General features: G+C 49.1%; 16 protein-coding genes. 12 read left to right on the forward strand and 4 right to left on the reverse strand.

Annotation, left to right across the window (positions count from 1 at the left end):
* The first annotated feature begins 7 nt into the window (after window positions 1-7).
* The 3 genes from IMCC21906_RS07920 to IMCC21906_RS07930 are packed head-to-tail and all read left to right on the forward strand — an operon-like array spanning window position 8 to window position 2,924.
* The gene (locus IMCC21906_RS07920; RefSeq protein ID WP_047011718.1) at window positions 8-997 is read left to right on the forward strand and encodes a sugar kinase; all 990 of its coding nucleotides are present in this window, start codon (window positions 8-10) and stop codon (window positions 995-997) included.
* Between the two features lie 10 nt (window positions 998-1,007).
* Window positions 1,008-2,531 (forward strand): glycoside hydrolase, encoded by a 1,524-nt coding sequence (locus IMCC21906_RS07925; protein ID WP_231580336.1) that lies wholly within the window; start codon window positions 1,008-1,010, stop codon window positions 2,529-2,531.
* Between the two features lie 42 nt (window positions 2,532-2,573).
* Window positions 2,574-2,924: a hypothetical protein gene (locus IMCC21906_RS07930; protein ID WP_047011719.1), complete on the forward strand. Its 351-nt coding sequence runs from the start codon at window positions 2,574-2,576 to the stop codon at window positions 2,922-2,924.
* Window positions 2,925-2,960: 36 nt separating this feature from the next.
* Here IMCC21906_RS07930 and IMCC21906_RS07935 read toward each other — a convergent pair whose 3' ends face one another.
* Entirely contained in the window at window positions 2,961-4,154 is a 1,194-nt protein-coding gene (locus IMCC21906_RS07935; protein ID WP_047011720.1) for a GAK system CofD-like protein, read from the reverse strand.
* 243 nt (window positions 4,155-4,397) lie between these two features.
* Here IMCC21906_RS07935 and IMCC21906_RS07940 point away from each other — a divergent pair, with 243 nt between their 5' ends.
* The 6 genes from IMCC21906_RS07940 to IMCC21906_RS07965 all read left to right on the forward strand — a co-directional run bounded on the left by IMCC21906_RS07940 (window position 4,398) and on the right by IMCC21906_RS07965 (window position 10,657).
* A complete protein-coding gene (locus IMCC21906_RS07940; protein ID WP_047011721.1) occupies window positions 4,398-6,041 on the forward strand; it encodes a phosphotransferase in 1,644 nt (547 codons plus the stop codon).
* Window positions 6,034-6,924, forward strand: a complete 891-nt coding sequence (locus IMCC21906_RS07945) for a GAK system ATP-grasp enzyme (RefSeq protein ID WP_047011722.1) — start codon at window positions 6,034-6,036, stop codon at window positions 6,922-6,924. Before IMCC21906_RS07940 ends, IMCC21906_RS07945 begins: the two co-directional genes overlap by 8 nt.
* Before the next feature lie 10 nt (window positions 6,925-6,934).
* Entirely contained in the window at window positions 6,935-8,062 is a 1,128-nt protein-coding gene (locus tag IMCC21906_RS07950) for an HprK-related kinase B (RefSeq protein ID WP_047011723.1), read from the forward strand.
* A complete protein-coding gene (locus IMCC21906_RS07955) occupies window positions 8,050-8,751 on the forward strand; it encodes a histidine phosphatase family protein (protein ID WP_047011724.1) in 702 nt (233 codons plus the stop codon). Before IMCC21906_RS07950 ends, IMCC21906_RS07955 begins: the two co-directional genes overlap by 13 nt.
* Window positions 8,752-9,021: 270 nt before the next feature.
* Window positions 9,022-10,377 (forward strand): metallophosphoesterase family protein, encoded by a 1,356-nt coding sequence (locus tag IMCC21906_RS07960; RefSeq protein WP_052763438.1) that lies wholly within the window; start codon window positions 9,022-9,024, stop codon window positions 10,375-10,377.
* 7 nt (window positions 10,378-10,384) lie between these two features.
* Window positions 10,385-10,657 (forward strand): amphi-Trp domain-containing protein, encoded by a 273-nt coding sequence (locus tag IMCC21906_RS07965; protein ID WP_047011726.1) that lies wholly within the window; start codon window positions 10,385-10,387, stop codon window positions 10,655-10,657.
* A 27-nt stretch (window positions 10,658-10,684) separates the two neighbouring features.
* On the opposite strand, the gene IMCC21906_RS07970 is transcribed toward IMCC21906_RS07965, so the two are convergent.
* The 3 genes from IMCC21906_RS07970 to IMCC21906_RS07980 all read right to left on the reverse strand — a co-directional run bounded on the left by IMCC21906_RS07970 (window position 10,685) and on the right by IMCC21906_RS07980 (window position 12,454).
* Entirely contained in the window at window positions 10,685-10,984 is a 300-nt protein-coding gene (locus tag IMCC21906_RS07970; RefSeq protein ID WP_052763439.1) for a cytochrome C oxidase subunit IV family protein, read from the reverse strand.
* Between the two features lie 13 nt (window positions 10,985-10,997).
* Window positions 10,998-11,612, reverse strand: a complete 615-nt coding sequence (locus IMCC21906_RS07975) for a cytochrome c oxidase subunit 3 (RefSeq protein WP_052763440.1) — start codon at window positions 11,610-11,612, stop codon at window positions 10,998-11,000.
* 131 nt (window positions 11,613-11,743) lie between these two features.
* Complete coding sequence (locus IMCC21906_RS07980; protein ID WP_047011727.1) at window positions 11,744-12,454, reverse strand: hypothetical protein; 711 nt, start codon at window positions 12,452-12,454, stop codon at window positions 11,744-11,746.
* 340 nt (window positions 12,455-12,794) lie between these two features.
* On the opposite strand from IMCC21906_RS07980, the gene IMCC21906_RS07985 reads away from it, so the two are divergent.
* The 3 genes from IMCC21906_RS07985 (at window position 12,795) to IMCC21906_RS07995 (ending at window position 16,449) form a co-directional block, all read left to right on the forward strand.
* Complete coding sequence (locus IMCC21906_RS07985) at window positions 12,795-13,865, forward strand: AraC family transcriptional regulator (protein ID WP_047011728.1); 1,071 nt, start codon at window positions 12,795-12,797, stop codon at window positions 13,863-13,865.
* Window positions 13,866-14,053: 188 nt separating this feature from the next.
* Window positions 14,054-15,241: a sulfotransferase gene (locus IMCC21906_RS07990; protein WP_047011729.1), complete on the forward strand. Its 1,188-nt coding sequence runs from the start codon at window positions 14,054-14,056 to the stop codon at window positions 15,239-15,241.
* Between the two features lie 20 nt (window positions 15,242-15,261).
* Window positions 15,262-16,449 carry a DUF1214 domain-containing protein gene (locus tag IMCC21906_RS07995; protein ID WP_047011730.1) on the forward strand — a complete coding sequence of 396 codons (1,188 nt, stop codon included), beginning with the start codon at window positions 15,262-15,264 and terminating at the stop codon, window positions 16,447-16,449.
* Window positions 16,450-16,473 lie beyond the last annotated feature (24 nt).

The following is a 16,473-nucleotide window of genomic DNA, read 5'->3' on the forward strand; positions in this document are numbered from 1 at the left end:
GCAGCGAATGACCTCACTTCCAAACATCATCGCCATGGGCGAAGTCATGCTGGAGTTCTCGCCGCAGTTCTCGCCGCAGAGAGCTGGCTCGGGTGGCTTTGAGCTGGCCTATGCTGGCGATACCTTTAACACCGCGGTTTATTTAGCGCGGCAGGGCCTTAAGGTCAGCTATCTCACTGAGCTGGGCAGTGACAAGTTCAGCGATCAAATCATCGCGCTGGCTGAGTCAGAATCTGTGTGCATGAATGGGTGTATCCGCAGTGACGGCGCATTACCGGGACTGTATTTAATTGAAAATAATGCCGAGGGCGAACGGGAGTTTTATTACTGGCGACGCCATAGCGCGGCGCGGCAGTTGTTAATGACCCCTGAAAAAGTGCAGCGGATTTGTCGGGCTGTGGGCAAGGCTGATGTGTTTTATCTCTCTGGTATCAGCATGGCGGTGATGGGGCAGGATTCGGAACAGGGCTTTTGGGCCTTGATTGACAGCGTGCAACGGCAGCAAAAGACGCTGGTATTTGATCCCAATTTTCGGCCACGGTTGTGGCCAGATTTAAATCTTGCCAGAGACTTTTATCAAAAAATTCTCGGCTACTGTGATGTGGTGTTTCCCACCTTAGATGACGACACCCTGTTATGGGACCTTAGCGAGCCTGAGACGATTATTGATTTCTATCACTCACTCGGTGTTGCGGAGGTGGTGTTAAAACTCCCCGCCGCCAAGGCAATGGTGAGTACAGGCCATGAGCAGGTGCTGCGATCCTCAAGGTATCGCGGCGCAGTGGTGGATACCACCGGTGCCGGAGATGCCTTTAATGCCGCGTATCTGCATGCCCGTTATGCCGGCGCATCATTGGCGGCCTCCTTGGATGCGGGCCATCGTTTGGCGGCAAAGGTGATAGGGGTACGGGGGGCCATTATTTGGCACAACGCTGAGCCAATGTCTGATTCCTCTATTGTTACTGACGGTCTTCCGCCAGAGGAGCCTTTTTATTAAGTTTAATGAATTGCTCAATACCTTACTCAGCAGGCTGGCAAGCAAAGGGCTTCAGCTTTATCGGTCGCTGTTGGCATTTAAAAACAATAAACCCAAGCCCGCTGATACCGCCCGTTTAAGTTTGCTGGGGGCTGAGCCTGTTGCCGAAATTAATCCACGCTATCTGTCATTTTCGGTAGATATTTCGGTGTTAGCGGGGGGCTTTTGGTGGGAGGGCAGCACCGATAGTCGGCGGGGTTTAGGAACCTTGCGCATTCCGCCCTTAAAACTGAATTCTGAAAAACTGGATCGCTTAGTTAAGTTATTGGGACCGGCCTATTTGCGCATCGGCGGTTCTGAAGCGGATAAAATCCATTATTTTGATAACCCCAATGGCGATGCGGATGCGCTGGTATTAACCCGGCAGCAGTGGGATGAACTGCATGCTTTTTTACAGCGCAATGATTTAAAACTGATTTTTACCTGTAAATATGGGCTGTTTAAACGCGAGCATCATGGCCGCTGGCAAGGCAGCGAATTGTTGAAACTATTGGATTACAGCAAGGCGCAGGGCTATCACATCGATGTATTTGAGTTGGGCAACGAGCTTAACGCGTATTGGGCGTTTCATGGGTTGATGTCTCAGCCTCGGGCGATCAATCTGGCTCGGGATTACAACCAGTTTTACAAAGTGGTGAAGCGGGATTTTCCCAATTCAAAAATTTCCGGGCCGGGCAGTGCTTTTTGGCCCAAGCTGGGGGAAACCGTCCGCCCCATCAGCAATATTACACCTCGGTTTTTAGCCAATCTTGATTTCAAGCTGGATATTGTGGATTGGCATTACTATCCCTTTCAAAGTGATCGCAGTCCGGTACGGACCCGCAAGGCGCGCTTGCATCATTTGCTGGACCCTAAATCCTTTGAGTATTTTCGCTTGTATGGCAAACGGCTGAGTGCCCTGCGGGATCGTTTTCAAGCGCAAGCAGAGGTTTGGACCGGGGAGACAGGCTCGGCTCAATGCGGCGGTCAGCCCGAATTATCGGACCGTTGGGTGTCCAGTTTTTGGTGGGCCGATCAGCTGGGCATGGGGGCCCGTTTAGGCCAAAAGGTCATGGTCAGACAGTCACTCATTGGCGGTGATTACGGCATGATTGTACGGCTTACCCTAAAACCCCGGCCAGACTATTGGGTGAGCTGGTTGTGGGGACAGCTGATGGGCACGCAGGTTTATGCCATCGACAGCAGCTCGCCCCATATTCGCTGTTATCTGCATTCAGCCAAAGAGGGTGAAGGTAAAACCCTGTTACTGATTAATCTTGCTGCCCATGCGGTAGAGCTTGATCTGCCTTCGGTTTTGCAGGAATCTATTCGTGGCGGCTACGAAATGACAGCAAAAAAACTGGCCAGCCGTCGGGTGAGGCTAAACGGTAAAAAGCTGCGTTTTAAAGGAGGCACGGTGGAGTTAGCACATTTTGATCCTGCCCCATTTACGGGCACGTTGTCACCTTATAGCTTGAGCTTTTGGCAATGTGATTTAGCTGCAACACATGATTAAATAAGCGCTATTTGACACTTAATTTTTCTCCTAAAGTTGCTTATGAATTTTAAAACACTGTCAGATGAAGATATTCTTGCCGTGGTTAATCCAATCATGGATAGGCTCATGCAAGGGTCTACAGAAATTAATCATTCAAAGCATACCCAAGACTTTACCGAGCGTATGAAATCTATTGTTACGCCCGAGCGCCTCGAAGAAATGTGTAGTGAATATCAAAAACGCATTGGCTTTTTTCAAGCACGGCAATTCGTCGCACTTTTTCGGCGTCAGGATTCTGTCGCCGTGGTCTGGAAACAGTTCATGTCTAAATCTGAGGATGAATTTGTTGCTGAGGCGGTGTTTGTTTATCGAGACGGCCGTTGCTTAGTGGATCACGCAATGGTGTTTTAATGCTTTTATCTTGCTATACATGGTTATAAGCTTCTTTCAGGTCAGTGACATTAGTGCCGACACTAATAATTCATTATCGTAATAAGGCGCGCTGCGCTTACTGACCAGTCGGGTATCGATTAAGGTCACGCCTAAAGATTTCAGCACTTCCGCAGAGAGCTTTGAGGGATAGTTGCCATTGCGACTGTCCAGCAACACAAAGTTAAGGAGTTTTTTGTTGCTGGTGTTGGTATCGCAGTCCATATGCAATTGGGCGAGCAGGCGTTCTACTGAACTGGCCAAATCCATATTGAATTGTTCGGGGTCGCTCCCTAGGTTGGGAATGTAGACCTTCGGGCAGTCATTGTCGGCGATGGCTCTACCAACGCCTTTTGGCATTAAGTTGACTAATAACGATGAATAAAAGCTGCCAGGGGGGTAGCAGATTAACTCGGCTGAATCGATCAGCTTGCGGTTTTTCTTTCGTAAGGCGGTGGACGCGGGCGATTTTTTACCTATTTTCTCGGAGAGAAAAATCTGATCTATGGCTGAGTTCAGCGGGGGCACTTCTTTACCGGTTAACAGGTGCTGGCCAATAAGCTCGCTGCCATCTTCAAGCTCTGCGCCTAAGTGCAGGTCTTTGTTGACAATGGCACGAACGGTGCCTTGGGCATTCACCAGCTTAGAAAATAAAAAGATGATGGGGTCCAGGTGGCGGTGATTGTTTAAATAGCCGCCAGTGAGAATAAGGTTGCCGATGCTGGCGCCACGCAGGTCAAAATGCTTTGGCATGACCGCAAAAAAATAACCCAGCTGATTGCAGATCAACTGACGCATGGGGTTCGCTATATCACTGATGAGTGGTGATTTGCCGCTTATTAAGGCTTCAAGCTCTTGCCGCAATAGGATTTGAGAGGCATTTTTTTCAAAGCGGTGATTAAACAGAGCGATAATTTCGGGGTGACCGAGCACGGTTTCGTCGGCTAGAGCCATAAGGCGACTGCGCAAATCACCGATGGATGGCATATTAAATGCTTTGCGTAACTCTGCGGAGCTACCGCCCGAATCAAAGGGCGTGACTAAATGAATCGAATTATGGGTGTAATTCTTTAGTGTTTTACATAAGCCGTTTAGAGCGGATCCGCCACTGAAAAATAAAATTCTTGGGCCGAGCTCTGGGATTTTACGATAACGACTAATGCGTAAAGGGTCGGGAATATCAACGCTGCGGCTTACTCTGATGCTACTCATAAATACAAATTTATATCTGTTTGATAGTGGTAATGGAGGACTTGTCGTATTTCTGTAACAGACAAGCTGGGTCTGATGCTTCAGAATGCCCGCTATCCTACGGGTCAATTGTGACGGTTTCGTCAATGGCTAGAGGAATGTCAGTATTCTTTCTGTGCGGATGTAATCTGCTTAATAAGCCTTATTCTGCAAATAAACTGGTATTTGCATGTATCACTGAGAATGCCTTAACGATGACCAAGCATGAAACTGCCTAAAAATATTCGCGATAATTTGCGTTTTCTCTGTATTGAGGTGGATTCGCTGCTGGAAAGTCTTGAAGCCTGCTTTCAAGGTGGGGTGGCTATTCAGGGGCGTCGTATTCTCGACCGGGGCGGTTATGCCTACAATTTAAAAATCCGCATTCACAACGCCAGCCTGCAGCAACTTTCCCAGCTGAAAAAGGGCGATGCCAGCATTATGAGTTTGCGTGGTGCCGAGTTTATCGCCACTGATCTTGAGCGCATCGCGGAGTTATGTCGGGAGAGCGTTAAGCAAATCAGCTATTTAGACAACCTTGAACTGATACATGCAGAGGCTTATCCCGCTTTGCTGGCATTGATCCGGGAAGGGATTGGCATGATTGGCGCTGCCGCAAGAGATAGCGATAGTCGTCAGGCACTGAAGATAGGCCAGTTGGAATCCCAGATAGATCGCGCTTATCACAAGCTATACAAACATTATATTGCCGCCTTAAAAGCCAAGAGCAAGCAGACAGAAAGTCTGGCAACCGCCTTGTTTATAGCCCATAACGTTGAACAGATGGGATATGCACTGCGCAACATCAGTGAGACGATTATCTCTGCCAATATTGGTCAGCCCGTTAATTTTGAACGCTACCATGCCTTGCAGGAGTCGGTGGAGCATCTTGAGACCGAGGTGCTGCGAGGTCAGTTAAAAGTGGCACCCATTGCCGAAACCCGTTCTGGCAGCGCGATTTCTGGTGTGCATGCTGGGTCTGGCAAGTCGAGAGAAACGGTTGCCATTTTTAAAGAAGGACAAAAGCGTAAGCTGAAGGAAGAGCGTCAGGGAGTAGAGAGTTGGCATGAGATCTACCCCGGTTTGGCGCCACGCATTTTAAGTTATAAAAAACGCGGTCAGTCAGCGGCTTTGCTCATTGAGCATTTGCCCGGACTCACCTTTGAGCAAATTGTGCTTAACGGCAATAAACGTCAGCTTGCCGACTGTCTGGCGCACTTACACGACACCTTGCAGTCGGTATGGCAGGAGACCCGCAACAACAAGCCGGTTATGGCGGGGTTTATGGCTCAAACCGCCAAACGACTGCCAGAAATCTATAAAATCCATCCGGAGTTTAATCGCGGAAAAAGCGATATTTGTGGGCTGAAACCCCCGCCATTTGCTGATTTGCTGAGCAAAGCTGCCAGTTATGAGGCGCAGCTAAAAGCGCCGTTTTCGGTGTATATCCACGGCGATTTTAATGTGGATAATATTATTTACGACCCCGCTGAACAGCGAATCAACTTTATTGACCTGCACCGTTCCCGTTATATGGACTATGTGCAGGATGTGTCGGTATTTATGGTTTCAAACTACCGCTTACAAATTCTTGACCACGAGGTGAGAAAGCGAATTATGGCGGTGGCGAGGGCGTTTTGCGAAGCGGCCCGGCAATTTGCTGCCAAGCAAGGTGACGACAGTTTTGAATTGCGTTTGGCGTTGGGATTGGCGCGATCGTTTATCACGTCTACCCGGTTTACCCTCGATAAGTCTCAGGCCAGGCGCATGTATTTGCGATCCTGTTATTTGATTGAACGGGTACTCAGCACGCCAAGCAATAAAGCTTCATCCTTTAAAGTGCCTGTTAAGGAGATATTCATTGCCTGAGTTAAAAATAGCCGTTGTGGGTATACCGGGAAAATGGTCTACCGAAGTACTGGCGGATGCACTGCAAGCGCGAACGGGGTTTCGGTTGATTGTGGATATGGCAGAGGCCAGTCTGGATTTAAGCGGGAAGGCATTGATGTATCGCGGCGTTAATTTATGCGAGCTGGATGGCATTGTGGTGAAAAAAATCAGTGCCCAGTACAGTCCCGATACGTTAAACAGACTTGAAATGCTGCGTTTTGTCGAGGCTTGTGGGGTTAAGGTATTCAGCCCGGCCATGAGTATGCTGGGGCTGATCAATCGATTGAGTTGCACCGTAACGCTGCGTCAGCATGATATTCCGATGCCGGATACGGTAGTGACAGAAGATATTGATGAGGCGATGGCAACGATACGGGATTTTTCTCAAGCGGTGTGCAAACCGTTGTTTTCCACCAAAGCCCGGGGCATGTGCCTTATCGACGGCAGCCAAACGGAAGACGAGCTGCTGACCGAGCTAAAGGCCTTTCAGAGCGCAAACCCAGTAATGTATATACAGCGTAAAATTGCCTTGCCGGGACGTGATTTGGGCATGGTGTTTTTGGGCGGCGAATACTTGGGCAGCTATGCGCGAGTAAATCAAAGTGATAGTTGGAATACCACGATCAATAGTGGTGGCCGTTATGAATCGTCTAATCCTCCTGCAGAAACCATCGCCATTGCGCAGCGGGCTCAAGCGGCTTTTGATTTGGATTTTACCACGGTTGATGTAGCCGAAACGGAGTCGGGGCCTGTGGTGTTTGAGGTATCGGCCTTTGGTGGCTTTCGTGGTGCCTTAGAAGGTGCCGGTATTGATGCGGCAGCGCTCTATAGTGATTACGCAATTAAGCGCCTTTTTCGATGAGTAGTGTTTTATGAGTGTGAATAGCTGCGATATATACCAACAGTTCAGCGATGGGCTTGTGGTGCAAACCCCAGCGCTGAACGTGGAGTGGGCTGGGATTAGAGTCTGTGTTCGCAGTAACTCCAATGCCTTGCTTGATAATCTGGCGGACTATTTTAGCCACTGCCTGGCTCCTCCTGGGGCGGCCAGCGTAAATGCACCGGGTAAACAAATAGATGTGATGGCGGTGGAATGCGATGCCCCCAACTTAGCCTTCGATTTTCAGGATTGGCGTCGCGAACCGGGCAAGCAAGGTAAAAAAGACAGTTATATTGAGCTAAGTGATGGAAGGCTACTTCGTAAAGTCCGTACTGGCATGGTGTTTTTGCAGAACGAGAACTACCTGCTGGCTGCAGGGCCTTGTTTAGCCAATAGCAATCAAGTTATTAACTTTATCAACTCGCAGTTGATGAATCGTTTTCAACATCAAGGCTATGTGATTTGCCACGCTGCGGCGGCAAAGGTGAATGGTGTCGGTTTGGCTTTGGCGGGATTTTCGGGCGGCGGCAAGTCCACCTTGATGCTGAAACTACTTGATAGCCCGAACAGTCAGTTTATTAGCAATGATCGCCTGTTTCTTAAACAACAGGCAGATGGCGTGCACGCATTAGGTATTCCTAAAATGCCACGGGTTAATCCCGGTACCTTGTTGAACAATCCTCGTTTGCGGGAATTAATGCACGAAAAAGATCGACAGCAATTTGAGGCGTTGGCATTTTCTGAGCTGTGGGACCTTGAGCATAAATATGATGTGCCGGTTGATCGTGTTTATGGCGCAGATCGTATTTTGGCCTCGACTGATTTATTAGCGGTAATTATTTTAAACTGGCAGCATGAGAGCCCGCAGCCAACGGCGATCCAATCTGTCGATATCTCATCTCGACAAGAACTATTGGCGGCGATAAAAAAAGCCCCCGGTCCCTTCTATCAAGATGCCCAGGGCGGTTTTTTGCAAGATGCAATTGACGTGAATGATGCTCCGTATTTGCGCTTATTAGAAAATACGCAAGTTTGGGAATTGAGTGGAAAAGTCGATATAGAAAAGGGCGTAACGCTTATTCGTGAGCAATTAGCAGCAGAAGCACTATGCCACGAATAATTGCCGCTCTGGTTCGTCATGGTGATTATCACCAACGTGAGAATACCCCCAGTGCCCATCAGCCTTATCCGCTAACGGAAAAAGGGCAGCAACAGGCAAGTGAAGCCGCCAATGAGCTTGTTGCCGTGGCCGCTAAAAACGACTGGAATATCAACAGCAATATTGATAGCTCGACCCTACTTAGGGCGTGGCAAACAGCTCAGTGCTATCAACGCAGTATTCAACACAATCTGAATAAACACGTTGACGTCACCAGTTTTGACAGCCTGTGTGAGCGCAGTGTGGGCAGTGCCGCCAATTTAAGTTTGACGGAAATTAACAGCTTGATCGGCGATGACCCGCGAGTGGCAACCCTCCCGGAAAACTGGAAGTCCGATAGCTATTTTCGTTTGCCGCTGGTGGGGGCGGAATCTTTAATGGCAGCGGGCGAGCGGGTTGCCGAGCATATTCGTAGTAGTGCCACGCAAATTGATGACTACAGCAAAGATCAACTTAAGATATTTGTCGGCCACGGCGCGGCATTTCGCCATGCCGCCTATCTGCTGGGTGTGCTGAGTTTTGAAGATATTGCGAAATACAGTATGCATCACGCCAGGCCTGTTTATATTGAGCTGGTGGCCAGTGGCCAGTGGCGGCATATTGGTGGTGATTGGAAGCGCAGAGATAAGACCACGTTGTTACTGGACTAGCGCTTAATTTAGGGCCTGTTAACACTAATTGGATTGTCTCTATTGAGGCTAAAAAAGCGCCAATCTCGGCGCGAGGAGAGCAGTTTGGTTATTCCAAATAAACGACGAGCAACACAGAGTGGCGCTTTTTTAGCCTCAACCCGCAGGGCTGGGGGCAAAAATGACCGCCAGCAGTAATAATCCAATTAGTGTTAACAGGCCCTTATGATTCATTGAAATGTCACAGCGTTGCAATATAACGGTAGGCAAACGATGAGGACTGCGAGCAGCATGGCCATTTCCGCCACACCAGAATTTTCTCAAACTACTGAGATCAACGATGCCCTAACGGGACGTTTGGGATTGGCCCAAGAGCCTTGGGAGCTTGGCAGCGGCAGTGATCCGGTGAAATTAATAAAGCGCCGCAGCCTGTTGCGTGAAACCCTGGAAAAATCAGTTGCAGAAGGTTCTTGGCGCTGGCCGAAAAAACCGATTATTTTTATTTCTGATGCCCACGCCGATGCCGAGGCGTTTCGGGAGTCTCTTCTTGCTTCCGGCGGTGTTCGCCTGCATCGCCGCCATGGTTTTGTACTGACCGCATTGGGGCGCAAAGCCAAATTTATTATTGGCGGTGATTGTCTGGACAAGGGACCAAGCAATTTGGCCCTGTTGCGGAGTGTAAAATCACTGATGGACTGCGGAGCAAAGGTCAAGCTACTGGCTGGCAATCACGATGTTCGCTTGCTTGTGGGCTTAAGGGCAATGAGTCTGCCGAAACATTGCGATACCGAGCATATGTTTGTGCGTATGTCGCCCAAAGTCGTGCCGCTACTCCTCGAAATCTATCAGGAATATCTGCAGGGTAAAAAACAGGCCCTACGAAATATCCCTTCAAGTGAAGAGTGTCGGCAGCGCTTGTTTCCGTCGGCTAATTGGGCGGAAGAGTTTGCCGCGTCTGCGCAAGGCCGTATGCCCGAAGAGACGCTGCAGCGCGAATTGGCGCGCATGCGTAAAAAGATAGCGGGCTGTGAGCGAGCGTTTGCCGACGCGGGCATGGGGATGCGAGAGCTGTACGCTACGGCTAAGCGTTGTCAGCAGCTGTTTTTAAAACCGGGTGGTGAATTCTTCTGGTTTTTTAAAAAAATGGAACTGAGCTATCGCAGTGGCTCATTTTTATTTATTCACGCAGGGGTGGACGATCGGGTAATTGAGCTGATCCAATCTGATGGCGTAAAAAAGCTCAACAAACTGTATCGCAAGCAGATCAAACACAATTTATTCGATTTTTATTATGGCGCAGTAGCCAATACCATGCGTACCAAATATCGCGATGTGGATATGCCTCTCTCGACTGAATCGGTAAGCTGTGCGTATCGTGAAGGGATTCATGTGGTTGTGCATGGCCACCGCAATCGTTTAGATGGCCAGCGTTTGATGCTTAGGCATGGCATGTTACATGTAGAAGGGGATATCACCATGGACCGTAATTCCCGAATTAAAGAAGGTCTGACGGGGATTGGAGTTGGCGCCACCATCATTGATCCCCAGGGGCGGGTGATTGGAATAAGCAATGATTATCCAGCCGTAAAGGTGTTTTCTCCATCGCGCTATCTGCAGTTAATACCCGAAATCGGGATTGAGGAATAAGGATATTATGCATCAGGCTAAAGCCAGTTTTCGTCATGAGTCTTTGCAAGACAGCAAGTCGATTCAAGAATTTTTAAAAGCGATTAGCAAGGGGCTGGGCAAGGGCAAACTGCAGTTTAGTGACGAGGAGGGGAAAATAGTGATGTTGCCGGAGGGACTGTTAAATTTAAAGCTCACCGCCACTCAGGATGAGTCCCGTCATCGCATTGATTTGCGGATTAGCTGGCAGAGCGACGATGAGCATGTTGAGCCAAAGACACTGCAAGTCAGCAGTGATTAATCAAACTCAGCCAGCGATAGAATAAAATCAAGCTCCAGTGCAAATCACAATTAACACGCTGCACATGACAACTGCCCAAAGATCAAAGCCGTGGCGCAGCCAGCGCGGCGCGCAGCGTAACTCCATAAACTGAAAACCGACTACCCACACTTTAACAAAGGCGGTAATAATCACCCCGGCCGTGGCCAATGGCAGGCCACCGCTGACGTTGTGACCGGTATTGCCCAGCCACCACCCAATCAATGTGGCAATAATCAGTATCAACCAGGCGATATGAAGGGCTTTGTGTTGCTTGAAAAGTTGTTGGCTAAAAGAAAGAATCGACATTTTTATTAGCTCATTAAAGCAGGTAGAGGAGGGCAAATAGGGCGATCCATAGCAGGTCGACTAAATGCCAGAACAGCGCGCCACTCTCTATAGTGCGCACATCTTTTGTGGTGAGGGGCTTGCGTTTACTGGCGCCACGAATAACAAACAGTACCGCTATACCGACCAGAACATGCAATAAATGGATTCCGGTAAACATAAAAAAATACATGTAAAAGTCATTCGTCATGGGGGATAGCCCCGCACTGATTTTGCCGCCCCATTCCATGCTTTTATTGGCAATAAAGCCGAAGCCGCAGAGAATTGCCAGTGAAAAATAACGGCTTAATTGGGGGCTGCCGCCGGTTTTGGCTTTTTCTACGCCCAGTGCGACAAACCATGAGCCGGTTAACAGTAATAGGGTGTTGGTAATGCCGACCCATAAATCGAGTTGCAGGCGGGATTGGGCGAATATCTCGGTTTGTTCCCGTTGACCTAAAGCAATCAAAATAAAGAAAACGGCGAAAATCATCAGGTCCCCAGCAATAAAAAACCAAATGCCCAGCTCGCCGGGAATCCGAGGTTTTGTATGGGGGGTGGCTTCTGGGATGTTTGCGTCGTGCTTATTGAATTGGGTGGAGTCGTTCATCAAGTACCCTTGGTTATGTTATCTGATCGTATAACAGCTGAGCAGCCAAACCCCTTTGAGTTTGGCATGACTTGAGTCAACACAGGTTTGCAGGGGGCTATCCCCTCACAAACCTATATCAAGCCTGCTATTTAGTCTGCTTTTTTAGCGGCCTTCAGCATTTCAACAGACATAATCAGAATCCAAAGAAAGAAAGCCACAAAAGGAATCCACAGGGCAACAATGCCGTGCCAAGAGAAGGGGCCATCTTTGAAAAACAACACCATTTGGCCGGGGGCAAACAATAAGACGGCCCAAAGGTTGATGTAGGCAACCCAACGAGGGAAGGGTTCTTTGCCTTCTTCAGAAAACAGAATAGACATTGCAATAATCGCACACCAACCACCAAATACGGGTACCGAAAACACGGCTAGAAAGTAGGCGAAGTCCGCAAACATCTGTACTGTGCTGGGATGGTATTCAGTGGGGCGGAAGACCATTAGCGCCCATGTAAACGCCACCAGCAAGGCTACCATGGTGCCGCAGGCGGTAAACATCAATTGCACATAAGAGAACACCGGACGTGACTCTACCCGGCGGGTCTGGGCAGCGATGCCTGCACCAAAGGGGCCGAACAATGCAAAGGAAATCATTAGAAAGACCGAACCTATTCGAATAGAGAACAGGTGCTCGGTGACCTTGCTGACAAACATGTCAGGACTGTCGTTGGCGTGGAGTAGTGGCGGGAGCATTCCCCCGAGTAACATGCCGCCAATAATAAAAAAGAAAATTGCCATAAATCCCGACCAGGCACAAAAGGTCATTGATTTACGAAACAGGATATCGTTATTCGTTGCTTCCACAGAGCATCTCCTTAGAGTTATGTTTATCGTTGTTGTCTACACCGCCTGATTTTATTGACGGTGTTATCGCAAGCTTGGCCATAGGACTCAGGCTTGAAATTCTGGGTTGATCCCTTGTTTGAGTGTAAAGTCGGTTTCGCTGTTAGCAGTGACTCATGCGCCTTGGTTTGTGTACAAGGCGGTGTAAGGCAATGGTGAGCCCTGCAAATATAAATAATTATCTTATGCATTGTATACCTGCAGGCTTATTCTTTGCTATCCGTTATATGCCTTGAAATTGCTTGGCCGTGGGATAGGGTAAAGTGCAGTAATCGAGGGGCCAGTTAAGGCAATATTATTTGTGAGCGATATCGTAACAAGTGATTCAAGCCGGGTGCAGGCTTGGCGCAATGCCAAGACCGGGGTGCTATCAGGGTGGGTGCATACTATTTTGCGAGCCCTTGAAAGCTATGGTGTGCCTCTTGAGCGGGCGGTGATTGAGTCGGGAATCAATCCCGATTTACTCCTTAACGGCGCGTTTCGTTATAGCCAGTCGGATGTTAATCGCCTTTGGATTTATGCCCGCAAGCAGGCTGCAGATCCTTCGTTTGGATTGGCAGTAGCCAAACAGGTGAGGCCGTCGAGCTTTCATGTGGTGGGGCAGGCAATGAGTTGCAGCATGAGCTTGCATAGAGCTTTGCAGCGTCTGAGTCGATATTGCCGACTGTTATCTGATGCCGCCACGGCAACGCTGATTGATAGTGGTGAGACGCTGCGATTACAGTTTTTTTTCGATATGGGTAAGCGACCACCTGTTTATCAGTCTTACGATACGGTGCTGGCCAGTGTGTTGTCTCTGCTGCGCTGGATAAGTCAGGACAATATTGTGCCGGTTGATGTCACGCTGCGCTATACCGGCAATGAGCTGTCGCCAGGTTTTGCCGAGTTCTTTCAGTGCAAGGTGCATTTTTCGCAGGCCCAAGACAGTATCTGCTTTAAAAAGTCAGATCTCGACACCCGAATATTGGCGGCTGACGAACGTTTGGCGACCTTGCTTGATGAAGCGGCCAACGAAGACCTGGATGCGCGCATGGCAGGGCGTTTTACTGTTCGCGTGAGAGACGCACTCATCGCCCAGTTGGCAGAAGGCCCTCCCTCTAAACAGCTAACCGCTGAAGCATTGCATATGACCCAGCGCACCTTGTTGCGGCGCCTGAAGGAAGAAGGGGTAACCTATCTTTCTGTCCTTAATCAGCTTAGAGAGGAGCTGGCCTTCGACTATATAAGCCGAGGCGATATGGACTTGGCGGGTGTTGCAGAACGGTTGGGGTTTTCGGATTACACGGCCTTTTCACGCGCTTTCAGTCGCTGGACTGGCCGCCGTCCCACCCAAATGGTTGCTGATGCCGCCCGATCTCGAAAGCCCCGATAAATCAACGTTCTCACCTTAATGCCCCCCGAAAACTTCCGGGGGCAGATCGGCCGTCTTGTGACAAGTGGCGTTATATTGTCACCTTTAGTCTAGTTTCGTCCTTTTCTGTTCTTCAGATACCTGCCGTGATTTTTTACCTTAGAGCCTGATCGTTATATTAATAAAAACTTCAATAAGAGATTTTTATCATGCAGGACAACCAGGCATCCGCCGCTGTACCCGAAATGCCCACCACTGTAGAAGGCTTGCTTGCCGCGGCAAAAGCAGAAACCGGATTGCAGGATTTTGGGGATATGGGCTTTTTAAAAGGCCTGACGGTATTGACTGAGGCATTACCAAAAGAAGCCAATTTAAATGAGGTTGGGAAACAGATGGTTTACGGCGGATTTATCCGCTTGTTGTGTAATCGTCTTCGTTACCAAGCTGATCTCAAAAGACACCCAGAGATTCTGGACGAGAAAATTGAAGCGCCGATTATTATTCTCGGCTTGCCGCGTACGGGGACCTCTAAGCTGCAGCGGGTTATGTCCAGTGATCCCCACGTGCAGCGCTTGGAGTTTTGGCGCACGATTTTTCCTGCGCCCTTTCCCGACGAGGAACCGGGTAATCCCAAAGCGCGCAAAGAAGCGGCATTGATGGTGGAAGACGCGCTGTCAACGAATTTCCCCGGCTGGATGGCCCGCCATCCTATGGAGGCACTGGAGCCAGATGAAGAGTTGCACATCATGGATATGTCCTTTGATTGCATGATCTCTTGGCTATTTTCTCGGGTGCCGTCTTTTTATCAGTATATGTCTGATTGCGACCCCACGCCGACCTACGACATGTTGTATTCGATGCTGCAATACTTGCAGTGGCAGGATGGCGGCAGCCGGGGCCGTCCTTGGATTATGAAATCCCCCGTTCATCTGGGAGATTTACCGACCCTGTTAAACACCTTCCCCGATGCCGTGTTGGTACATTGTCACCGTGACCCGCGCAAAGTGATTCCTTCCTTTGCTTCTTTGATCGAAGAAGCCCGCAAGATTGGCAGCGACACCGTCGACCCCTTAGAAATTGGTCAGGATATGTTTGATTACTGGGCTGACCAGATGGACCGCTATATGGCCGCGGTGGATGACTTGCCAGAAGACCGTATTTTACATGTGCAGTTTGAAGACACCGTTGCTGATGTGATTGAGGTTATTGGTCGGGTTTATAAAAAAGCCGACCGCAGTCTTACGCCCGAGGCTGTCGCCGCTTTTAAAGAATATGAGCAGCGCCGCCCAGATAAACACTGGGGCAGTTACAGCTACACGGCTGAGCAATACGGTCTGTCATTGGCGGCTATTGATCAGCGTTTTGCTAAATACAATCGGCGTTTTCTCTCGAAATAAGAATATCAAGGAGTGTTTGAATGAGTCTTTCTGAAGCCCCACAGCTGAGTGGCCTGGGTTTTTCTGATCCTAAAATCTGGCAGGAAATAAGCCGTGCCATTGGTGCCATGCAGTCCATTGTCTGGAGCGACCCTTTAATTAAAGATGACCTTACCCGTGCAGAAGGTGTGCGCTATCTGACTCGGCTGATTGCCGGGGCGCTGCCCATGTCCTTGGATTCGTCCTCTGCGGATTACCCACAATTTTTACATTTTCTGTCTACCCGTATTCACTACGGCTTACCTGCCACCGACTGCTATTACATTTGGGCGCCGGTGCATGGCGACAATGTTTATCACATTAAAGGCGATCGCGGCACCGCGCGTTTGTTCGATATAGAAACTCGCCAAGGGCATTTTGCTCATATCGCCCAGTGGGAAACCATTGATCGCAAATCTGACTTTGAGATTGGTGACGATAATCAAATTGATATTGTTCTTAGCCGCGAGCCTCAACCGGGTAACTGGGTGAAACTGCCTGAAGGTGACGGCAATATTATTTTTCGTCAGTACTACTACGATTGGAATACCGAGCGTCCTGCCGATGTCACTATTGAGCGGGTAGGGGCCACTTTTCCGCCACCAGCTTTAACAGAAAAAGATATTGCTGATCGCTGTCAGCTGTTTGTGGATTGGTTGCAATATTTGCCAGAGCGGTTTGCTCAAGTTTATCAAAGCTATCACGAAGCCCCTGAAGACAAATTGATTTTTGATTCTATTAATTTTGGTTGGGAAGACCTGCGTTATGGCAAAGGCACCTACCAATGCGCCGAAGATGAAGCGCTGATCATGGAGGTGACACTACCAAAGGCCGAGTACTGGAGCACTCAACTTTGCAGTCATTTCTGGGAGGCGCGGGATTATCATCTTCGTCAAACTTCTCTCAATGGTCATCAAGCAGAAGTCGGCGAAGACGGTGTTTTCCGTGCCGTTATCAGTCACCGTGATCCGGGTGTGGCGAACTGGTTAGATGCAGGTGGACAAGATCGGGGTTTGATATCCATTCGATATTACAAAGCGGACTCCACGCCAGTGCCCACAATTAAACGCGTGAAGTTTTCAGACCTTGAAAAAGAATTACCTGCTTCAACACCGCGAGTGAGCGCGGAACAACGTCAAGACATTTTACGAGATCGGGCACGCTCTGTTGTGCGCCGTAACTGCGAATAAATTCGAATAAAAAATTGGAGAAAT

This window comes from Spongiibacter sp. IMCC21906, from assembly GCF_001010805.1.
GTDB lineage: Bacteria > Pseudomonadota > Gammaproteobacteria > Pseudomonadales > Spongiibacteraceae > Spongiibacter.